Annotated in this window: 15 protein-coding genes and 1 pseudogene; 11 read left to right on the top strand and 5 right to left on the bottom strand. The window is 61.6% G+C overall.

Features of this window, described 5'->3' with window-relative positions:
- The first annotated feature begins 48 nt into the window (after positions 1 to 48).
- The 5 genes from uvrB to KUW18_RS15090 all read left to right on the top strand — a co-directional run bounded on the left by uvrB (position 49) and on the right by KUW18_RS15090 (position 7,448).
- Positions 49 to 2,079, top strand: coding sequence for an excinuclease ABC subunit UvrB (uvrB, locus tag KUW18_RS15110; protein WP_222561766.1), 2,031 nt, complete (start codon positions 49 to 51; stop codon positions 2,077 to 2,079).
- Between the two features lie 131 nt (positions 2,080 to 2,210).
- Positions 2,211 to 3,029: an endonuclease VIII gene (gene nei / locus KUW18_RS15105; RefSeq protein ID WP_222561765.1), complete on the top strand. Its 819-nt coding sequence runs from the start codon at positions 2,211 to 2,213 to the stop codon at positions 3,027 to 3,029.
- A 141-nt stretch (positions 3,030 to 3,170) separates the two neighbouring features.
- A complete protein-coding gene (locus KUW18_RS15100) occupies positions 3,171 to 4,676 on the top strand; it encodes a fumarate hydratase (RefSeq protein WP_206938623.1) in 1,506 nt (501 codons plus the stop codon).
- 184 nt (positions 4,677 to 4,860) lie between these two features.
- On the top strand, positions 4,861 to 6,294 hold the full coding sequence (gene cls / locus KUW18_RS15095; protein WP_222561764.1) for a cardiolipin synthase: 1,434 nt from the start codon (positions 4,861 to 4,863) through the stop codon (positions 6,292 to 6,294).
- Positions 6,295 to 6,530: 236 nt separating this feature from the next.
- Positions 6,531 to 7,448, top strand: a complete 918-nt coding sequence (locus KUW18_RS15090) for a LysR substrate-binding domain-containing protein (protein ID WP_222561763.1) — start codon at positions 6,531 to 6,533, stop codon at positions 7,446 to 7,448.
- Positions 7,449 to 7,489: 41 nt separating this feature from the next.
- On the opposite strand, the gene KUW18_RS15085 is transcribed toward KUW18_RS15090, so the two are convergent.
- Positions 7,490 to 8,581, bottom strand: coding sequence for a bifunctional nicotinamide-nucleotide adenylyltransferase/Nudix hydroxylase (locus KUW18_RS15085; protein ID WP_206938629.1), 1,092 nt, complete (start codon positions 8,579 to 8,581; stop codon positions 7,490 to 7,492).
- Positions 8,582 to 8,730: 149 nt separating this feature from the next.
- Here KUW18_RS15085 and KUW18_RS15080 point away from each other — a divergent pair.
- Positions 8,731 to 9,627 (top strand): annotated as a pseudogene (locus KUW18_RS15080) (YihY/virulence factor BrkB family protein); the annotation flags it as partial.
- A complete protein-coding gene (gene yccX, locus KUW18_RS19920) occupies positions 9,625 to 10,092 on the top strand; it encodes an acylphosphatase (RefSeq protein WP_308126698.1) in 468 nt (155 codons plus the stop codon). The pseudogene KUW18_RS15080 and the gene yccX, both read left to right, overlap by 3 nt.
- Before the next feature lie 143 nt (positions 10,093 to 10,235).
- Here the strand turns inward: yccX and KUW18_RS15070 are convergent, their stop codons facing one another.
- The 3 genes from KUW18_RS15070 to KUW18_RS15060 form a co-directional block, all read right to left on the bottom strand.
- Entirely contained in the window at positions 10,236 to 11,177 is a 942-nt protein-coding gene (locus KUW18_RS15070; RefSeq protein WP_222561762.1) for a nucleoside hydrolase, read from the bottom strand.
- 58 nt (positions 11,178 to 11,235) lie between these two features.
- Entirely contained in the window at positions 11,236 to 12,147 is a 912-nt protein-coding gene (locus tag KUW18_RS15065; protein WP_222561761.1) for a ribokinase, read from the bottom strand.
- Positions 12,148 to 12,368: 221 nt separating this feature from the next.
- Positions 12,369 to 13,301, bottom strand: coding sequence for a D-2-hydroxyacid dehydrogenase (locus KUW18_RS15060; RefSeq protein WP_206938641.1), 933 nt, complete (start codon positions 13,299 to 13,301; stop codon positions 12,369 to 12,371).
- Positions 13,302 to 13,530: 229 nt separating this feature from the next.
- Between KUW18_RS15060 and KUW18_RS15055 the strand changes: the two genes are divergently transcribed.
- Positions 13,531 to 13,806, top strand: coding sequence for an FmdB family zinc ribbon protein (locus KUW18_RS15055; RefSeq protein ID WP_206938642.1), 276 nt, complete (start codon positions 13,531 to 13,533; stop codon positions 13,804 to 13,806).
- 43 nt (positions 13,807 to 13,849) lie between these two features.
- Positions 13,850 to 15,628 (top strand): aspartate--tRNA ligase, encoded by a 1,779-nt coding sequence (gene aspS / locus KUW18_RS15050; RefSeq protein ID WP_206938644.1) that lies wholly within the window; start codon positions 13,850 to 13,852, stop codon positions 15,626 to 15,628.
- Positions 15,629 to 15,760: 132 nt separating this feature from the next.
- On the opposite strand, the gene ubiM is transcribed toward aspS, so the two are convergent.
- On the bottom strand, positions 15,761 to 17,029 hold the full coding sequence (gene ubiM / locus KUW18_RS15045; RefSeq protein WP_222561760.1) for a 5-demethoxyubiquinol-8 5-hydroxylase UbiM: 1,269 nt from the start codon (positions 17,027 to 17,029) through the stop codon (positions 15,761 to 15,763).
- A 253-nt stretch (positions 17,030 to 17,282) separates the two neighbouring features.
- Between ubiM and ruvC the strand changes: the two genes are divergently transcribed.
- Together ruvC and ruvA are read left to right on the top strand one after the other, a co-directional pair.
- Entirely contained in the window at positions 17,283 to 17,822 is a 540-nt protein-coding gene (gene ruvC, locus KUW18_RS15040) for a crossover junction endodeoxyribonuclease RuvC (protein WP_222561759.1), read from the top strand.
- Between the two features lie 225 nt (positions 17,823 to 18,047).
- On the top strand, positions 18,048 to 18,653 hold the full coding sequence (gene ruvA, locus KUW18_RS15035) for a Holliday junction branch migration protein RuvA (RefSeq protein ID WP_206938656.1): 606 nt from the start codon (positions 18,048 to 18,050) through the stop codon (positions 18,651 to 18,653).
- Position 18,654 lies beyond the last annotated feature (1 nt).

Genomic DNA, 18,654 nt, shown 5'->3' with positions numbered 1-18,654 from the left:
ATGGTCGCTTCGCCCCGACCTGTTGAATATCCCTCTGCAGGAGTCACGATGAGCAAGTCGTTCCGTCTTTCATCCAAGTTCAAGCCCGCCGGCGACCAGCCCAACGCCATCTCCGGTTTGGTCGGTGGTCTCGATGCAGGCCTGGCCCACCAGACCCTGCTGGGGGTTACCGGCTCAGGCAAGACCTTCACCATGGCCAATATCGTCGAGCGGCTCCAGCGGCCGACGATCGTCATGGCACCCAACAAGACGTTGGCCGCCCAGCTTTACGGCGAGTTCAAGGCGTTTTTCCCCGATAACGCGGTCGAGTATTTCGTCTCCTACTACGACTATTATCAGCCTGAAGCCTACGTGCCATCGTCGGACACCTTCATCGAGAAGGACGCCTCGATCAACGATCATATCGAGCAGATGCGTTTGTCCGCCACCAAGGCACTGCTGGAGCGCCGTGATGCGTTGATCGTCGTCTCGGTCTCGGCGATTTATGGCCTTGGGGACCCGGATCAGTACCTGAAGATGCGCCTGCACTTCACTCGTGGCGAGTTGATCGACCAGCGGGGGTTCCTGCGGCGTCTGGCGGAACTGCAGTACACCCGTAACGATATGGACTTCAAGCGCGGTACCTACCGGGTGAGAGGCGATGTCATCGATATCTTCCCGGCGGATGCCGAAGACGAGGCGGTCCGCGTCGAGCTGTTCGATGACGAGATCGACTCGATCAGCCTGTTTGATCCGTTGACCGGCGAAGTGCGTGGCAAGGTCCCGCGCATGACCATCTATCCCAAGAGCCACTACGTGACCCCCAGGGAAACCATCCTGGCGGCGGTGGACCGGATCAAGGAAGAGCTGGTGGAGCGTCTGGCCTTCCTGCGTAAGGAAGATCGACTGGTCGAGGCTCAGCGCCTGGAGCAGCGCACGCTCTACGATATCGAGATGATGCTTGAGTTGGGCTACTGCAACGGCATCGAGAACTATTCCCGCTACCTGTCTGGAAGGAATCCCGGTGAGCCGCCGCCCACCTTCTTCGACTATCTGCCGTCCGATGCACTGCTGTTCATCGATGAGTCCCACGTGAGCGTGCCCCAGGTAGGAGGCATGTATCGGGGTGACCGCTCGCGCAAGGAAACCCTGGTGGAGTATGGCTTCCGCCTGCCCTCGGCGTTGGACAACCGTCCCATGACCTTCGAGGAGTGGGAGCGGATCTGCCCTCAGACGATCTTCGTGTCCGCGACGCCCGGCCCTTACGAGGCCGAACACGCCGGACAGGTCGTCGAGCAGGTGGTGCGACCCACTGGACTGCTGGATCCGAAGATCGAGGTCAGGCCGGCGTCGACCCAGGTGGATGATCTGCTGTCCGAAATTCGGTTGCGTACCGGCGTCGGTGAAAGGGTGCTGGTCACGACCCTGACCAAGCGCATGGCAGAAGATCTGACGGAGTATCTGGACGAACATGACGTCAAGGTTCGCTACCTGCATTCCGACATCGATACGGTCGAACGGGTCGAGATCATTCGTGATCTGCGACTGGGCAAGTTCGATGTGCTGGTGGGCATCAACCTGCTGCGAGAAGGCCTCGACATACCAGAGGTGTCTCTGGTTGCCATTCTGGATGCGGACAAGGAAGGCTTCCTGCGTGCCGAGCGTTCGCTGATTCAGACGGTCGGGCGAGCCGCGCGTAACGCCAACGGCAAGGCCATCCTCTATGGCGATCGCATCACTGACTCGATGCGCAAGACCATCGACGAGACCGAGCGTCGTCGCGCCAAGCAGATGGCCCACAACGAGGAGCACGGCATCACGCCCCAGACGGTCACGCGCTCCGTGGCCGATATTCTGGAGGCTGCCCAGGCTCCCGGTAGCCGCAAGAGCAAGGGGCGGGGCAAGGATCGCAAGGTGGCCGAGCCGGAAGCCACCTACGACGTATCCAGCCTGTCGGGGGATGAATTGCGCAAGGAAATGACGCGGGTCGAGGACGCCATGAGCGAGGCCGCCGCCAACCTCGAATTCGAGGAGGCTGCGCGTTTGCGCGATCGCTTGCACGAGTTGCGCGAGCGTCAGCTTGCCCTGGGGGCGATGTAGGTCGCAGCCTGCGGGGCCGGCATGATGGCGAGGGATGAGGCGACGCTGTCGCCTGCCGTTGGCAGGTAGCGCCCCTCACGGTACGCCTGATGGCCAATGGTTGCCGCCCCCGGTATCCGACAGGAGGCAGAATGCCAGAAGGTCCCGAGATTCGACGCGTCGCCGACCGGTTGGGACAGCAGTTGCAAGGTCGCCGGCTCGATCATGTATGGTTTTCCTTCGCCGAACTAAAGGCCCAGGCGTCGTCGCTGATAGGGCGCAAGGTGTCATCGGTGGACTGCTGGGGCAAGGCGCTGCTGATTCACTTTGACGATCAACGAACGCTGTATTCACACAACCAATTGTACGGTGTGTGGAAGCTGCACCGGCGTGATCGTCCCCCGTCCACGCGGCGTTCGCTGCGGGTATCGCTGGCAGCAGGGCAGCACGCCGCCAGTCTCTATAGTGCATCTGATGTCTCCCTGTGGCAGCACGATGCACTAGCCGATCACCCGTTTCTTGGCCGATTGGGGCCAGATCTGCTGACCCACCAGGTCACTCCTGAGGATATCGAAGAGCGTCTCGACGCCCCGCAGTGGCGCGGTCGGGCGCTGGGAAACAGTCTGCTTGACCAGGGGCTGCTGGCCGGTATCGGCAACTATCTTCGCTCAGAGATCCTGTTCTTCGCCGGCGTCGCTCCAGGGCGGCGCCCCCGGGATCTGTCGACTCAAGAGCGCCAGCGACTGGCGCGCACGATCCTTGACATCACGCAGCAAGCCTACCGGCAGGCCGGGGTCACCAACCGCGCTGAGTGGGTGTCCCTGGCCCGGCAGCAGGGAGCCACACGGCGGGGGTGGCGGTTTGCAGTGTTCGAGCGGGATGGCAAGCCATGCCACGCCTGCGGCGGCGAGATAGAACGCATCAGCATGGCCTCGCGTCGGCTGTATCACTGCCCGCGCTGCCAGCGCTGAACCGTCTTTCACGCCTGTCTGGGTCGGGGAGTGGCTGCCTAGCGCAGCGCATTGCGCTACACTAGCGCCCCTCGCAAGCCTGCCGTGCTGCCTCCGCGTGGCCAAGAGAGCGGGCGTACCGACCCAGCCAAGGAGTCTGCCATGACCGTGATTCGCCAGGACGACCTCATCACGAGTGTCGCCGATGCCCTCCAGTACATCTCCTACTATCACCCGAAGGACTTCATCGACGCCATGGCGGCCGCCTACGAGCGTGAGGAGAACCCGGCAGCGAAGGATGCCATCGCCCAGATCCTGATCAACTCGCGCATGTGTGCCACGGGGCACCGCCCGATCTGCCAGGACACCGGGATCGTGACCGTGTTCGTCCACGTCGGCATGAATGTACGCTTCGAAGCGGACATGAGCCTCGACGACATGATCAACGAGGGCGTGCGTCGTGCCTACAACTTTCCTGACAACGTGCTGCGCGCCTCGGTTCTGGCTGATCCTGATGGCAAGCGCCAGAACACCAAGGACAACACCCCCGCGGTCATCCACCACAAGCTGGTGCCGGGTGACAAGGTAGAAGTCCACGTCGCGGCCAAGGGCGGCGGCAGCGAGGCCAAGTCCAAGTTCGCCATGCTCAACCCGTCCGATTCCGTGGTGGACTGGGTAATGGAGCAGTTGCCCAAGATGGGGGCTGGCTGGTGCCCGCCGGGCATGCTGGGTATTGGTATCGGCGGGACCGCTGAAAAGGCCATGGAGCTTGCCAAGGAAGCGCTGCTGGATCCGATCGATATTCAGGATCTTCAGGCCCGCGGAGCATCCAGCCGCGCCGAGGAGCTGCGTCTGGAGTTGTTCGACAAGGTCAACAAGAGTGGTATCGGCGCCCAAGGTCTGGGTGGACTGACCACGGTGCTGGACATCAAGGTCAAGGATTATCCGACCCACGCAGCCAACAAGCCGGTGGCGATCATCCCCAACTGCGCCGCCACTCGTCATGCCCATTTCACCCTGGATGGTTCCGGGCCTGCTGCGCTGAAGGCGCCCAAGCTTGAGGACTGGCCCGAGATCACGCGCGAGGCGGGTGCCAACGTCAAGCGCGTGAATCTCGATGAGGTGACCGCCGAGGACGTCCAGAGCTGGCAGCCGGGTGATACGTTGCTGCTGAACGGCAAGCTGTTGACCGGGCGCGATGCGGCTCACAAGCGCATGGTCGATATGCTGGCCAAGGGCGAAAGCCTGCCCGTGGATCTGAAGGGGCGCTTCATCTACTACGTCGGGCCGGTGGATCCGGTGGGTGATGAGGTCGTCGGACCTGCAGGACCGACAACCGCGACCCGCATGGACAAGTTCACCCGCACCATGCTTGAGCAGACTGGCCTGCTGGGCATGGTCGGCAAGGCCGAGCGGGGACAGCTTGCGATCGATGCCATTCGCGATAATCAGGCGGTGTACCTGATGGCCGTTGGCGGCGCCGCTTACCTGGTGTCCCAGGCGATCAAGGCATCCCGCGTGGTGGGCTTTGAAGACCTTGGCATGGAAGCCATCTACGAGTTTGAAGTGGAAGACATGCCAGTGACCGTGGCCGTGGACAGCCAGGGCACGTCGGTGCATCAGACCGGCCCGGCCAAGTGGAAGGAAATCATCGCCGAAGCGGTGTGACCCTGCCGCTACGACGGCCGGGGAGGCAGTGGCGTGATCCCAACGTCGCCTCTGGCGATGCGCGGCTCATGCGCTGACGAGATACGACGGCTCCGCCACCTGGCGGGGCCGTCGTCGTTACCGGTATGCTGGTGCCGGCACGAGGATGCAATACGGTGCCTTGTCACATGGACGGAGACCCGCGATGACCTCATGGTTGATTGGTGTGGCCATCTTTTTGATACATGTCGGCGGCGCCATTTCCGCTGTCATGGCGCTGATGTCGAGCCGTACCTCCCAGGGCGCGATTGCCTGGATCATCTCGCTGCTGACGATGCCCTATCTGGCCTTGCCCGCCTACTGGGTATTTGGGCGTCCACGCTTCTACGGCTACGTATCCGCTCGTGGGCAGCGCGACACCTTGCTGAGACGCGTGCTGCTGCGCTACCGAGATCGGTTCGACTCCTATCTGGTCAGTTCAAGCCATGCCGATGTCAAGGCGGTCGAGAAGCTGGCCATGATGCCGTTGACCAGCGGCAACCGCACCGAACTACTGATAGATGGTGAGCAAACCTTCGATAGCCTGTTCGCGGGTATCGATGCCGCTCGCTCCTACATCCTCATCCAGTTTTTCATTGTGCGAGATGATGCCCTGGGGCGACGCCTGCAGCAGCACCTGATGCGTGCCGCCGAGCGTCAGGTACGGGTCTACTTCCTGTATGACGAGATCGGTAGTCGCCAATTAAGCGAGGGTTACCTGCGGGACTTGCGCGACGCTGGGATCAACGTCAGCGCCTTCCATTCATCGCGAGGCTGGCGTCACCGCTTCCAGCTGAATTTCCGCAATCACCGCAAGATTCTGGTGGTGGACGGCCGCGAGGGCTGGCTCGGAGGGCTCAATGTCGGCGTCGAGTACCTCGGAGAAAATCCGCGACACGGAGCCTGGCGAGATACCCACCTCAAGTTGACCGGCCCCAGCGTGCTGGGTCTTCAGGAGGCCTTTTGGGAAGATTGGCACTGGGCCACGGGGACCATGCTCAGCCTGTCGTGGGCGCCGGCTGTCGATCATCACGACGCCACTGACGACAGTGACCGTCAGGTGGTGATCGTGCCCTCTGGTCCCGCCGATCCCCAGGAGACGGCCAGCCTCATGGTGCAGCATCAGATTCACAGCGCGCAACATCGGCTGTGGGTGACCAGCCCCTATTTCGTGCCGGACGAGGGGGTGCAGGGGGCGCTACGTCTGGCGGCCATGCGCGGCGTCGATGTACGTATCATGATGCCGGAGCGTCCGGATCATCTGCTGGTGTTCCTGTCGGCCTTTGCCTTTCTGCCGGACATGATCAAGGCCGGTATTCGAGTGTTCCGCTATCAACCCGGCTTTTTGCATCAGAAAGTGATGTTGATCGATGACGAAGCCGCCAGTGTGGGCACCGTGAATCTCGATAATCGATCCTTCAGGCTGAACTTCGAGATCACCGCACTGGTCCCTCACCGCGGGTTCGCCAGTGAAGTGGAAGCCATGCTGCAACAGGACTTCGCCAATTGCCGTGAGGTGACGCTCGAGGAGATGCGTGCACGCCCTCTGTGGCGCAAGCTGGTGTCCCGCGCCGCGTATCTGTTGGCGCCGGTGCAGTAGGGGCCGGTTTTGTTGCAGCAAGGCATGGCTTCAAGGCATGGCTGCAAGGTACGGCTTCAAGGTACGGCAACGGTGAAAGTGCGGCGGTCCCGACACAAAGTCTGGGACGATGCTTGGGCATGGGCCTGGTTTCGGGTACATTGAGCCGCTTTGGCATCCATCACAGCCATTTGCCCTCTCGAGAGCGTTAGTCGAAGAGGGCGACGTTGGACGGGGCAACAGTTCAAGGAGTACCGGTGAATCTAGAAACGAAATGGCTCGAGGACTTCGTTGCCCTGTCCAACACTCGGAGCTTCTCGGCCTCAGCACGTCAACGCCACGTCACGCAGCCCGCTTTCAGTCGCAGGATTCGCTCTCTTGAGCAGGCGGTAGGGGTCACACTGGTAGACCGCTCTACCACGCCGATCGACCTGACCCCCCAGGGGCAGCTGTTTCTGGTCACGGCGCGCAATATCGTCGAGCAGCTCAATGAGTCGTTGGGCCACCTGCGTGGCCTGGCCATGGCCAATGAGGCGCTTGATGTGGTGGCCGCGCACTCTCTGGCCCTCAGCTTCTTTCCTCAGTGGATTTCCCGGCTGCAGAAGGGGTTGGGTGAGCTGCCCACCCGACTGGTCGCGATGAACGTGGGGGAGGCCATTCACGTGCTGCGCGAAGGCAATTGCGACTTGATGCTGGCCTACTATGATCCCTATGCCAGCATGCAGTTGGATGGGGAGGTCTTCCCATCGTTCTCGATCGGCAGCGTCAAGATGATTCCGGTGTGTCAGCCGGACGCCAATGGCGAGCCACGCTTCTCGCTTGACGGCGATTCGTCGCTGCCCTATCTGGCCTATACCCAGGGTGCCTTCCTTGGCCGCAGCGTGCGTATGCTGCTGAAGAATGACCCCTTGCGGCTGCGCTTGCGCACCGTATACGAGACGGCGATGGCCGAGGGCTTGAAGGCTATGGTGATGCAGGGGGTAGGGATGGCATGGATTCCCGATTTCTGCCTGCGCCAGGAGCTGAAAAACGGCACCGTGGTCAGGGCTGGCGGTGAGAAATGGGATGTCCCGCTGGAGATTCGCCTGTACCGCTGTTCGCTGGTGCACAAGCCGGGCGTCGAGAAGCTGTGGCGTCAGATGATGAAGCTGCCACGGGACTTCCTGGAGGCCTGATGCTGGCCAGGCCTCGGTGGTGGGTGAGATGGCGCTCGTGGTCAGGAGCGCCGGTCGGCAGGCAGGCCAAGAAAGTTCTGAATGATGAAGAAGTGATCTTCGAACAGACTCTCCGGCTCCAGTTCGGCCAACGGTACCCAGCGAGCATGATCTCCGCCCTTGACGGGTTTGATCCGAGGAAGGTTCTGGTCAGGGCGCAGCGCAAAATAGAAGGCCTCGGCCAGGGTCCTGCCACGCCAGCTGCGATGGGGCTCGTCGAACAGGCGTTGTCCCCTCAGTGATCCCTTCAGCACCGGCTCCGGCACTTTCAAGCGGATGCGCTCCCGCAACTCTCGCAGACAAGCATCCATCAAACGCTCCTGGGCGCTGATAAACCCCCCTGGCAGGGCATACAAGCCCTTGCCCGGGGCCGAGGTGCGCCTTGCCAACAGCACGTGACCCGACTGCACCACTACGGCGCATACGGTGACAAAGATCGGCGGATAGGGCGCCTGTGCCCAGGCCGCGCGATATTGATCAAGTAGCTGTTGTTCCTCTCCCAACTGGCGGTAGGGTTTGCTGTCCATGAACTCATGGACGTGCTCAACCACACCGGGTGGAAGGTCATGGCTGGCGTTAGTGGAGAGATATTCCACTGCGGAGCCCTGTGAGCGGAACAGCCGCTCACGAATCTGGCTGGCAGAGATCGCTTCTACCAGCGGCACGCTGACGGACTCCCACTGGGGAAACAGCGACAGGTAGTAGCTTGACTGTCCTCTGCTTGCGCCGATCAGACCGATTCGCGGCAGTCTCGCGCTTTCGGGGTGCGCCAGATCACGCACCTTGCGCTGCACGTCGTGGACCCAGACGTCGTCGTTGTACAGTGCGTCGAGCAACGGCACGATTTCGAGTCGGGCGTTGTCCTCGTCGTCGAAGGCGCTACGTAACATCTGGCGGCGCTCGTCGAAGCGCCAGGGGTTGCGTAGAGATCGCGCCTGCCAGGCAGACCCTACCAGGACGATGACCTGGCGCGCCTGCTTCAGCGCCGCCCGGATCACAGCGAGATGGCCCAGGTGCGGCGGCTGGAAGCGGCCAATAAAGACAAGGCAGTCGAAGCTGGCCTGGGACGATGGGCTGGCCGGGACGGGGGGCATGAACGACTCCTGTATCGCAGACGCCGCCATTATGGTGGGGTGGGGCAGGTCGCGCAAACCCCTACATGAGACAGGGTGTTGAACATCGATTCTGCGTTGTCTCGCGCTCTTCGGTATGCTGACAGCAAAGAAAATGACGAGGGAACGTTATGATCATTCCATTCTTCGCCTTCTGGTGGGGAGTACTGCGGCGGTCCGTGGCGCTCTGGCTAGAGCGCAATGCTTTCAGCTATGCAGGGTCCCTGGCGTTTTACACGCTGTTCTCCCTGGCCCCCACGGTGATCATTGCAGTGACGGTGATTGGGGTAGTGCTCGGTGAAGAGGCGGCCCAGGGACAGATATTTGCCCAGCTGCAAGGCACCATGGGACCCGACGCCGCCTCTGCCATCGAACAGGCCGTGGCCCAGTCGCGGATTCAGGAGTCCGGGCTGTTGCCGACCTTGCTGGGCTTTGGCGCCTTGATCGTTGGTGCCACCACCGTGTTCGGTCAGATGCAGTTTTCACTGAACACCATCTGGGGAGTAGCGGCCCGTCCTACCAGTAACAGTGCCTGGATCTTCGTGAAGAACCGGATGCTGTCGTTGACCATCGTGCTCGCGATCGGCTTCATTCTGTTGGTTTCGGTAGGTCTTGGGGTCTTTGTGAGGGCGGCGTTGAAGGCCGCTGATGACCTTCTACCCTATGTCAGTCTACTGACCAGGGGCATTGAGTTTGCCGTGTCGGTGGGGGTCATTGCCGCCTTGTTCGCCACCATCTTCAAGGTCTTGCCGGACGTGGTGTTGCGCTGGCGTGATGTCATTGTCGGGGCCGTGGTCACCGCATTGCTGTTCTCGGTAGGCCGCTCAGGTATTGCGCTGTACCTTGCCTACAACGCCACTGCATCGACTTACGGCGCAGCGGGCTCTGTGGTGGTGGTGTTGCTGTGGGTCTACTACTCCTCCTTGATCCTGCTGTTCGGCGCCGCCTTTACCAAGGTGCACCTGGTCGCCCGCCACAAGCCGATTATTCCTCGCAACAGTGCCGTGCTGGTCAAGCAGGAGTTGATGGATCAGCAAAGCGTGAAGGCCCAGTGGAGCGCTGAAGAGCAGCGTGAATTCGAACAGGAGGCGCAACAGCGTCAGCAAGAGGTCGACACGCTTGAGCGCGTCGATGGGATGTCCGAACATGAAGTAGGCGGCACAGGCCATGCAGCCACCGCCCAGCAGCACGATCAGGCGCTGGAGGACGATATGGAGAGTGACATGATGTGCCTGGAGGCTGTTGTAGAAGGGCAGGTGCAAGGCGTGAGTTTTCGCTGGTCGACTCAGCAGCAGGCCCAGGCGCATGGGCTGGTTGGGCACGCGCATAATCAGCCTGACGGCAGCGTGGAGGTACTGCTGTGCGGCCCTCGCCATGAGGTCGAGCAGGTCGCTGAGTGGCTGGAGCAGGGTCCGCCCCAGGCCACGGTGACCCGAGTGACGCGTCAAGAGGTGACGCTCTCGTCGATGCCCGAGGCATTCACGACGGGCTGACGCGAAGGCGACAGCGACAGGGGGCGGTCACCGAGCGGTCGGTGGCCGCCCCCTTTGCTTGGGCGCCATGCGGCGTTGCTCCTTGCTAGATCAACGGGGCAACGAGCTAGTGCAAGATGCGCCGACGCCAGCGGCGTGCTGGGTTAGCCGAGCGTATCTGCGATCCATTGGCTGACCGCAGCGCCGTCTACCTCGAGACACACCTGCGCAAGAGGAGTGCCGGACCAGCGAGGCTCGATGAACTGGCGACCCTCCGCGGCAAGAATGGTCTGACCCTCCGCAGCGCCCTCGGTGACCACGGTGAGGTGGCCCCGGGTGGTCTTGAACAGCTCCGGGCGTACCAGCCAGGCCAATGCCACACTGTCGTGAGGGCAGCAGCCGTCGATGCCCAGGGCATCACGGTAGAAGGCGCGGTAGAAGTCATAGCTGCCGGCGAGGACGCGACCGAGACTCCCCTGGGCAGCTTCAATGCGGGACATGTGCTCGGGGGTTAGGATGCAGCGATGGGTGACGTCGAGTCCCACCAGGGTCAGCGGCCAGCCCGCCGTCAGTACCTTTTGCGCGGCGTGGGCGTCATTGAAGATGTTGGCCTCCGCCACCGGAGTGACATTGCCCCCTTCGCGGATGGAGCCGCCCATGACGACCACTTGGCGAACCAGATTGACAATCTCTGGCGCCAGCTGAAGTGCTGCGGCCAGATTTCCCAGGGGGCCCACGGCGACAAGTGACACCTCACCTGGACGTGCACGCACCGTATCCACGATGAATTGAGCCGCGTTGCGTGACTCCGCCTGGCCGGTGACGGGTGGCAGCGGAATGTTGCCAAGCCCATTGTCGCCGTGAATATGTTTCGGTGCCGGGTGTCGCGGCTTGACCATTGGGCATGCCGAGCCCTGGGCCACTGGCACGGGCTGGCCCGCCAACTCACCGAGCAACAGCGCATTGTGGGTGGCGGTATCGATATCGACATTGCCGAAGGTGGTGGTCATGCCCAGCAGGTCAATGTCGGGATGACGCAGGGCGATGGCGATAGCCTGGGCGTCATCAACGCCAGGATCGGTATCAAAGATGATCGGATACTTCACGATAGCTCCTGTGCGGCAGGCGTGGCGTGATGCCACGCCTACGCTGAAGAAGAATGGCTCAGCGGATCTGGTGCTGACCGGATGAAAGGGCGCTGTCCACTTCATGGCGCGCGGGAACGCTGGTGGCAGCGCCTTGGCGTTGAACACCCAAGGCGGCTGCGGTGGAAGCGAGGGCCAGGCACTCGGCAACGCTTGCTTGCTCCTGCATGGCGGCCAGATAGTAGCCAATGAAGGTGTCGCCGGCTGCTGTAGTGTCGACGGCCTTGACGCTGCTGGCGGGCTGAAAGTGCCGCTGATCGCCGTGCTGGTACCAGGCGCCTTCGGCTCCCAGAGTCAACACCACTGCCGTTGTTGGAAGCTGTTGCGCCAGGGCGTCCAGCAAGGCCTCGGCAGAGGCGTCATCCTCACATTCAGCGAGCCAGGCGGCTTCGCCGCGATTGACGAACAGCAGATCGACCAGATGCAGCGGCAGACGCTTGACGTCATCGCTCATCGGCGCAGGGTTGAAGGCGATCTGGACGCCGCGCTGATGTGCCAGCTGGATGCTGTCGGCGAGTACGCTGCACTCATTTTGCAGCAACAGCCAATCACCGGCTGAGCAAGCCCGCATCAGTTCGGCGATATCCTCCGCCTTGAAGTGATGATTGGCGCCGGGGAAGAGCAGAATGGCATTTTCCGCGCTGTCGTCCACCTGAATGATGGCGTGTCCGGAAGGGCCTGGCACGTGCTTGACGCCGGCAACGTCGACGCCAGCATCCTGCAGTAGCTCGCGAGCCCAGCCATCCTGTGCGTTGAGGCAGCCCCAGTGCTGGACCTGGCCTCCCGCTTTGGCAAGGGCCAATGATTGATTGGCGCCCTTGCCGCCAAGACCGACACGGTGTTCGTGGCTGGCAAGGGTTTCTCCAGGACGCACCAGATGAGAGACGCGGTAGACATGGTCGAGGTTGATCGACCCGTAGTTATACAACATAGGGTGTCCGATGACGGTATGGGCTTAGGGCTTGTGCGAAAAGTGCCTGCGCTTGGTGATACGGCGTTAGCGCGAAGTATCGGAGTGAAGGCCGGTGTGTGCAAGCGCAGTCGACGGTAGATTCATGTTTATACCGTTATCTTCATAGGCAAGCACCTTATTGAGGTGCCCTCGAGTAACATCAAGGTTAGACAAGGGCACCAGGGCACAACGCAAGGTCGTCAGGCGTTTCGCAAGTTCTCGGCGGTCAGCCGCACAATGTTCTGTCGCGCTTCCGGGGTGATCCACGCACTGTGTGGCGTCACCAGTAGATTGAGCCGCGGCGTCTCGTTGAGCGCGTCAATCAGCGCATGACCATCGCGGGGTGGCTCTACCGGCAAGACATCCACGGCCAGGCCGGCCAGACGGCCATCACGCAGCGCCGCCAGTGCGGCTTCCTCGTCGATGACACCACCGCGGGCGCAATTCACCAGCAGCGCGCCGGCCTTCATGCGTGCAAGGTTGTCGGCGTTGATCAGGTGGCGGCTGTGTTCGGTCAGGGGACAGTGCAGGCTGACCACATCGGCCTCCGGCAACAGTTCGGCCAGGGCGGGGCGATGGTCGTTGGCTTCATTACCTGGACGTGCACTGAACGTCACCCGCATGCCGAACGCCTCGGCCAGAGAGGCGACGCGAGACCCAAGCTCACCCTGGCCGACCAGCACCAGATGCTTTCCTTCGAGCTGTACCGTGGGATGCCCCATCATGCAGAAGAAGGGACTCTCACCCCAGCGTCCTTCAGCAACATCGCTGGTGTACTGTGGCAGGCGAGTGGCCAGCGCCAGGATCAACATCAGGGTGTGCTGGGCGACGCTGGCGGTACCATAGGCGCTGACGTTGTCGACCCGAATGCCGCGTTGCCGGGCGACCTCCATATCGATGTTGTTGGTGCCCGTTGCCAGCACGCAGATATGCTTCAGCGAGGGCAGGGCGTTCAGCGTATCGGCGTCCAGCACGACCTTGTTGACGATCGCAACATCAGCACCGTCGAGGCGCGCGCGGGCCTCGGCGGTGGTGCTGGTGGGGTGGACGTCCAGGCTGTCGAGCTGCTCGCGCAGGGGGGTCAGGTCAATGTCGTCGCCCAGGCTGTCGGCATCGAGTAGAACGGCTTTCATCACGGCTCCTCTTGTCATTGGGGGTAGCATGGCCGAGTTTGAGCGGTTTGATCGCACAGGGCTGTGCCTCATGGGGTTCAGCGCGCTATAATACGGCCCCTTGATCTGGGCTTGGAATTGCTTTTGGCCGGCCCTATATCGCATGTCGGGACAGAGAGCTGCGGAAGATGTGCCGCTGTGGCGTCTCTGTTCCTACTTTTAGGGTTGATGCGAACGGAGACCTCAAACCATGCCCATCTACGAATATCAGTGCAAGGCCTGTGGCCACCGTCTCGAGAAGCTGCAGCGAATGAGCGCCGCTCCCTTGAGCGATTGTCCAGCCTGTGAAGCCCCCGAGCTGAATCGTCTGGTCTCTGCCGCAGGCTTTCGTCTTGCCGGCGGTGGCTGGTACGAAACCGATTTCAAGACCGGCGGCAGCAAGAAAAACCTGGCGGGCGACAGTGGTGCCTCGAGTGGCAGCAGTGGCTCCGGTAGCTCGTCCTCCAGAGACGGCGCCGCCGCCTGAGTCTCGATCCGTCCAACCTTCACGCAACATGACAGGAATCAACATGCGCAGCCATTATTGCGGCCAGCTCAACGAAACCCTGGTAGACCAGACGGTCAGCCTGTGCGGCTGGGTGCATCGCCGCCGTGACCACGGTGGGGTGATCTTCCTAGACCTTCGCGATCGTGATGGCATCGCCCAGGTTGTGGTCGACCCTGACACTGCCGAGGCCTTCGCCAATGCCGACCGCGCCCGCAGCGAGTACGTGCTGCGCATTCAGGGCCGTGTGCGCATGCGTCCCGAAGGCACCCAGAACCCGAACATGCCGACAGGCCTGATCGAGGTGCTGGCCAAAGAAGTAGAGGTGCTCAACACCGCCGCAACGCCGCCGTTCCAGCTGGACGAGCATGGCAAGGTCGGTGAGGAAATTCGCCTCAAGCACCGCTACATCGATCTGCGTCGCCCTGAGATGATCGAGAAGCTGCGTCTGCGTTCTCGCATCTCCCACAGCGTACGCGCCTTCCTCGAAGGCGAAGGCTTTCTGGATATCGAGACCCCGGTACTGACCCGCGCCACCCCTGAGGGTGCCCGCGACTACCTGGTGCCTAGCCGTACCCATGCTGGCAACTTCTTTGCGTTGCCGCAGTCCCCACAGCTGTTCAAGCAGCTGTTGATGGTGGCGGGCTTCGATCGTTACTACCAGATTGCCAAGTGTTTCCGCGACGAGGACCTGCGGGCGGATCGTCAGCCTGAATTCACTCAGATCGACCTCGAGGCATCCTTTGTCGACGAGTCCGACATCATGGGTATTACCGAATCCATGATCCAGGGCCTGTTCAAGGATGTGCTGGATGTCGAACTTGGCGACTTCCCGCGGATGACCTGGCATGAGGCGATGCATCGCTTCGGCTCTGACAAGCCTGATCTGCGTATTCCGCTCGAGCTGACCGATGTCGACGATCTGATGAAAGACGTCGACTTCAAGGTCTTCTCTGGTCCTGCCAACGCCGAAGACGGTCGTGTGGCAGCGCTCAAGGTGAGTGGCGGTGCCAAGCTGTCACGCAAGGAAATTGACGAATACACCAAGTTCGTCGGTATCTACGGAGCGCGCGGTCTGGCCTGGATCAAGGTCAACGAGCGTGCGAAGGGTATCGAAGGTCTGCAGTCGCCGATCGTCAAGTTCATGGAAGACGTGATCGAGACGCTGCTTGACCGTGTCGGTGCGGAAGATGGCGACATCATCTTCTTCGGCGCCGACAAGGCGCGCATCGTCAACGAGGCACTGGGAGCGCTGCGGGTCAAGCTGGGCGAGGATCTCAATCTCTACACCCAGGCCTGGGCACCGCTGTGGGTCGTCGACTTCCCGATGTTCGAGGCGGATGACAACGGGCGTCTGAGTCCGCTGCACCACCCGTTCACGTCACCAGCCTGCAGCCCGGAAGAGCTCAAGGCCAATCCGGCGGGGGCCCTTTCACGCGCCTATGACATGGTGCTGAACGGTACCGAGCTGGGTGGCGGCTCCATTCGTATTCACGATCAGGCCATGCAGAGCGTGGTGTTCGAGATTCTCGGGATCGGTGAAGAAGAGGCCCGTGAGAAGTTTGGCTTCCTGCTCGACGCCCTGCACTATGGCGCGCCGCCCCACGGTGGCCTGGCATTCGGTCTCGACCGTCTGGTCATGCTGATGACCGGTGCGCGCACCATTCGGGAAGTCATTGCCTTCCCGAAGACGCAGAGTGCCGCGTGCTTGATGACGGACGCACCGGGCGATGTCAGCGCCGATCAGCTCAAGGAGCTGAACATTCGTCTTCGTCAGAAGGCCAAGGCCGACAGCGCCGAGTGAGACAAGCCGCCCAAGCCGTCACCTGGGCGCTTGCACCAGGGGCTTGTTTCGACAGGTCCGCCTGGCGCATGAATGACGCAGAACCCCCGCCATATGGCGGGGGTTCTGCGTTTGTATAGCGGTCATTCCTGCTTACTGCTGGCGAGATGGCGCCCCTGAAAACAACAGGGAAGGAAAGGGCGCAGGTGGCAGGGGCAGTGACGGCAGCCCAGGGAGTGGAATCGGCCCTGCTCGACTGGGCGCGGTCTGAGCAAGCTGCTGCGCTAGCCAATGGCGGGCAGGAGACAGTCGCTCTCCCGCTCGTAAACCAAGGTGTCGCAGGATGCGAGCATGGGGGCGTTCATCGGTATATAGCCCGACGATGGCCTGGGTCGCCTGATACAGCGGCCAAGTGGCGAGACGATGCTCCCGTTCATAGCCGACCAGCAGATGGGGGGCGGCGATATCCTTACCCTGCTGATAGGCGCCGATCAACCGTCGGGCCAGGCGGTATTGGCTATGTATCCCGAAGTTGAAGCCATGGGCGGTGACAGGATGCATGCCCACCGCCGCATCGCCGACCAACGCCAGGCGAGTGCCGACAAAGCGTTCCGCATAAGCGCTGACCAAGGGGTAGACGTGAGCTTCACCGTCGACGGTCATCGCTCCCAGTCGGTTGGCGTAGCGCTGTGTCAAGGCAGCGGAAAGCGCTTCTGAGGGAAGTGACGACAGTTCTGCCATCTGCCGGCTGGGCAGGGTGACTACCGCGGAAGATAGATGAGAGGTCAACGGTAGTAGCGCCAGTGTCTGGCCGTGATCAAACCACTCCCAGGCAGACTGGTCGTGAGCGCGTTCGTGGTAAACGCGGCACACCATCATGCTGCGTCCATTGTCCCGCATGCGTGCGGCGATCCCCATTTGACGGCGAGTCTCGGAAAAGCGGCTGTCGGCGGCGACCGCCAGCCGCGCTGTCACTTCCTCACCATTCTCTAGACGAAGCCGCGCGCACTGAGCATCTGTGTCAATCTGCTTCAGGGAAGAGAAGTGCCACTCGATGCCATCGATTCGACTTGCCTCATCGTAGGCCGCCTGGCGGATCAGATGGTTGGAGACCATCACGCCGAGGGGATGATCGGGATCGTGTGGATCCACCTTCATCGAGAACTGCGATGCACCATTGAAAATTCTTGCGCTCGCCAGTGGATACACCTGCTGCTGGGGAATCCGCTGCCATACGCCTAGCGTTTCCAGCAGACCCGCAGACGCTCGGGTGACGGCGATCTCGCGGCCATCTGGTTGGGGGGTGGAGAGCTGGTCCTGGCGCGCGCGCTCAATTAGCGCCACGTCCATTCCAGCGCCCGCCAGTGCACGCGCCAAGCAGATGCCAACAGGCCCCGCGCCTACGATGGCCACATCTTTCATACCTGACTCCTGTGTCGGATTCGCTGGTCATTTGAAGGAACGATAGAATGGTGCGCATTACGCTAGCACAGCCTCAGACGCTTTCGTCTGCATTGTGCGGTTATCTTGATCTGGTCAAGGATGGCAGCGCCACGACCCTAAGGACATAAATGCTAGATTTTTCCACCAATTCAGGCCAAGGCCATGCCATTCTTGCGGGCGATGACAACGGCCGTGGCACGTGTGTCCAGTACGCGGCACAGGAGAGACAGGGATGATTGTGCTGGGCATTGACCCTGGTTCACGTGTGACAGGCTACGGTGTACTTGACGCCAGCGAGCGACAGCCACGCTATGTGGCCAGTGGCTGTATTCGCCTCAAAGACGACGCCCTTGCGCAACGGCTCGCCCAGGTCTACGCCGGCATCAGCGAGTTGATTGGCCTCTACCGCCCAGCCGCCTTTGCCATTGAGCAGGTGTTCATGTCGAAAAATGCCGACTCCGCGTTGAAATTGGGACAGGCCCGAGGGGCTGCGATTGTGTGTGCCGCTAACCACGGTCTTACCGTCAACGAGTATGGTCCACGACAGATCAAGCAGGCGGTGACCGGTTCCGGTGGCGCAGAAAAGACCCAGGTGCAGCATATGATCACCGCCACCCTTGGGCTGTCGGGCACTCCTCAGGCAGACGCTGCAGATGCATTGGCGATTGCCTTGACGCACCTCTACGCGTCCCGAGGACTGGTCAATGAAGGCAATTATGGCGGGCGTCGCGGCCGTGGTCGCGGACAATCCTGGCGGCAGTACCGTCCCTGACGATAGCGTTGGAGCCGTGCCCTTGGATGAGCGTCTCTTTATGCAGACACCTTGATTTTCGAACAGTGTTTGTCACGCTAGCGATGGCTATCTGGTAGCCGTATAGTGGGCGCAGCCAAGGGGTAGTCCGGTGGCATGTTACGGCGTTGCGCCAGCGAACTCCGGCCCCGGTCTCGGTTACACTGGTGGTCACCTACACCGAATGTTCAAGGAAGTTATAGCGCCATGATTGGACGCATCACAGGCACATTGCTCGAGACTCAGCCCCCCTGGCTCGTGGTGGATGTGGGAGGGGTCGGCTACGAAATGGAAGCCTCAATGACGACCCTGGTCGCATTGCCCGGTAGTGGTGAGAAGGTGTCGTTGTACACCCATTTGACCGTACGCGATGACGCTCATCTTTTGTACGCCTTTGCTCGCGAGCAGGAGCGGGCGTTGTTTCGGGCCCTGATCAAGGTCAACGGCATCGGGCCGAAACTGGCATTGGCGATTCTCTCGGGCATGGAGGAGGACGCCTTCGTGCGCTGCGTCATGGAGGACGACGTGAAGGCTCTGACACGTCTACCTGGCGTGGGCAAGAAGACCGCTGAACGCCTGGTCATCGAGATGCGAGACCGCTTCCCCCATTGGCAGCATCCCGACAGTCTCCCGCTGGAGGGACAGCCTGCGGCACCCACGTCCTCCACGTCTTTGCTGGCGGATGCGGAAGCAGCATTGGTCAGTCTCGGCTACAAGCCTACGGAGGCGAGCCGCATGCTGTCGGGACTCGAAGGGGAAGGCAGTACCGAAGCCATGATCAAGGCGGCACTGACACGCCGCATGGCGGGCTGAC

The organism is Halomonas sp. DP5Y7-2 (assembly GCF_019802025.1).
Classification (GTDB): Bacteria; Pseudomonadota; Gammaproteobacteria; order Pseudomonadales; family Halomonadaceae; genus Halomonas; species Halomonas litopenaei_A.
This window is presented reverse-complemented; position numbering and strand designations above follow the sequence as displayed.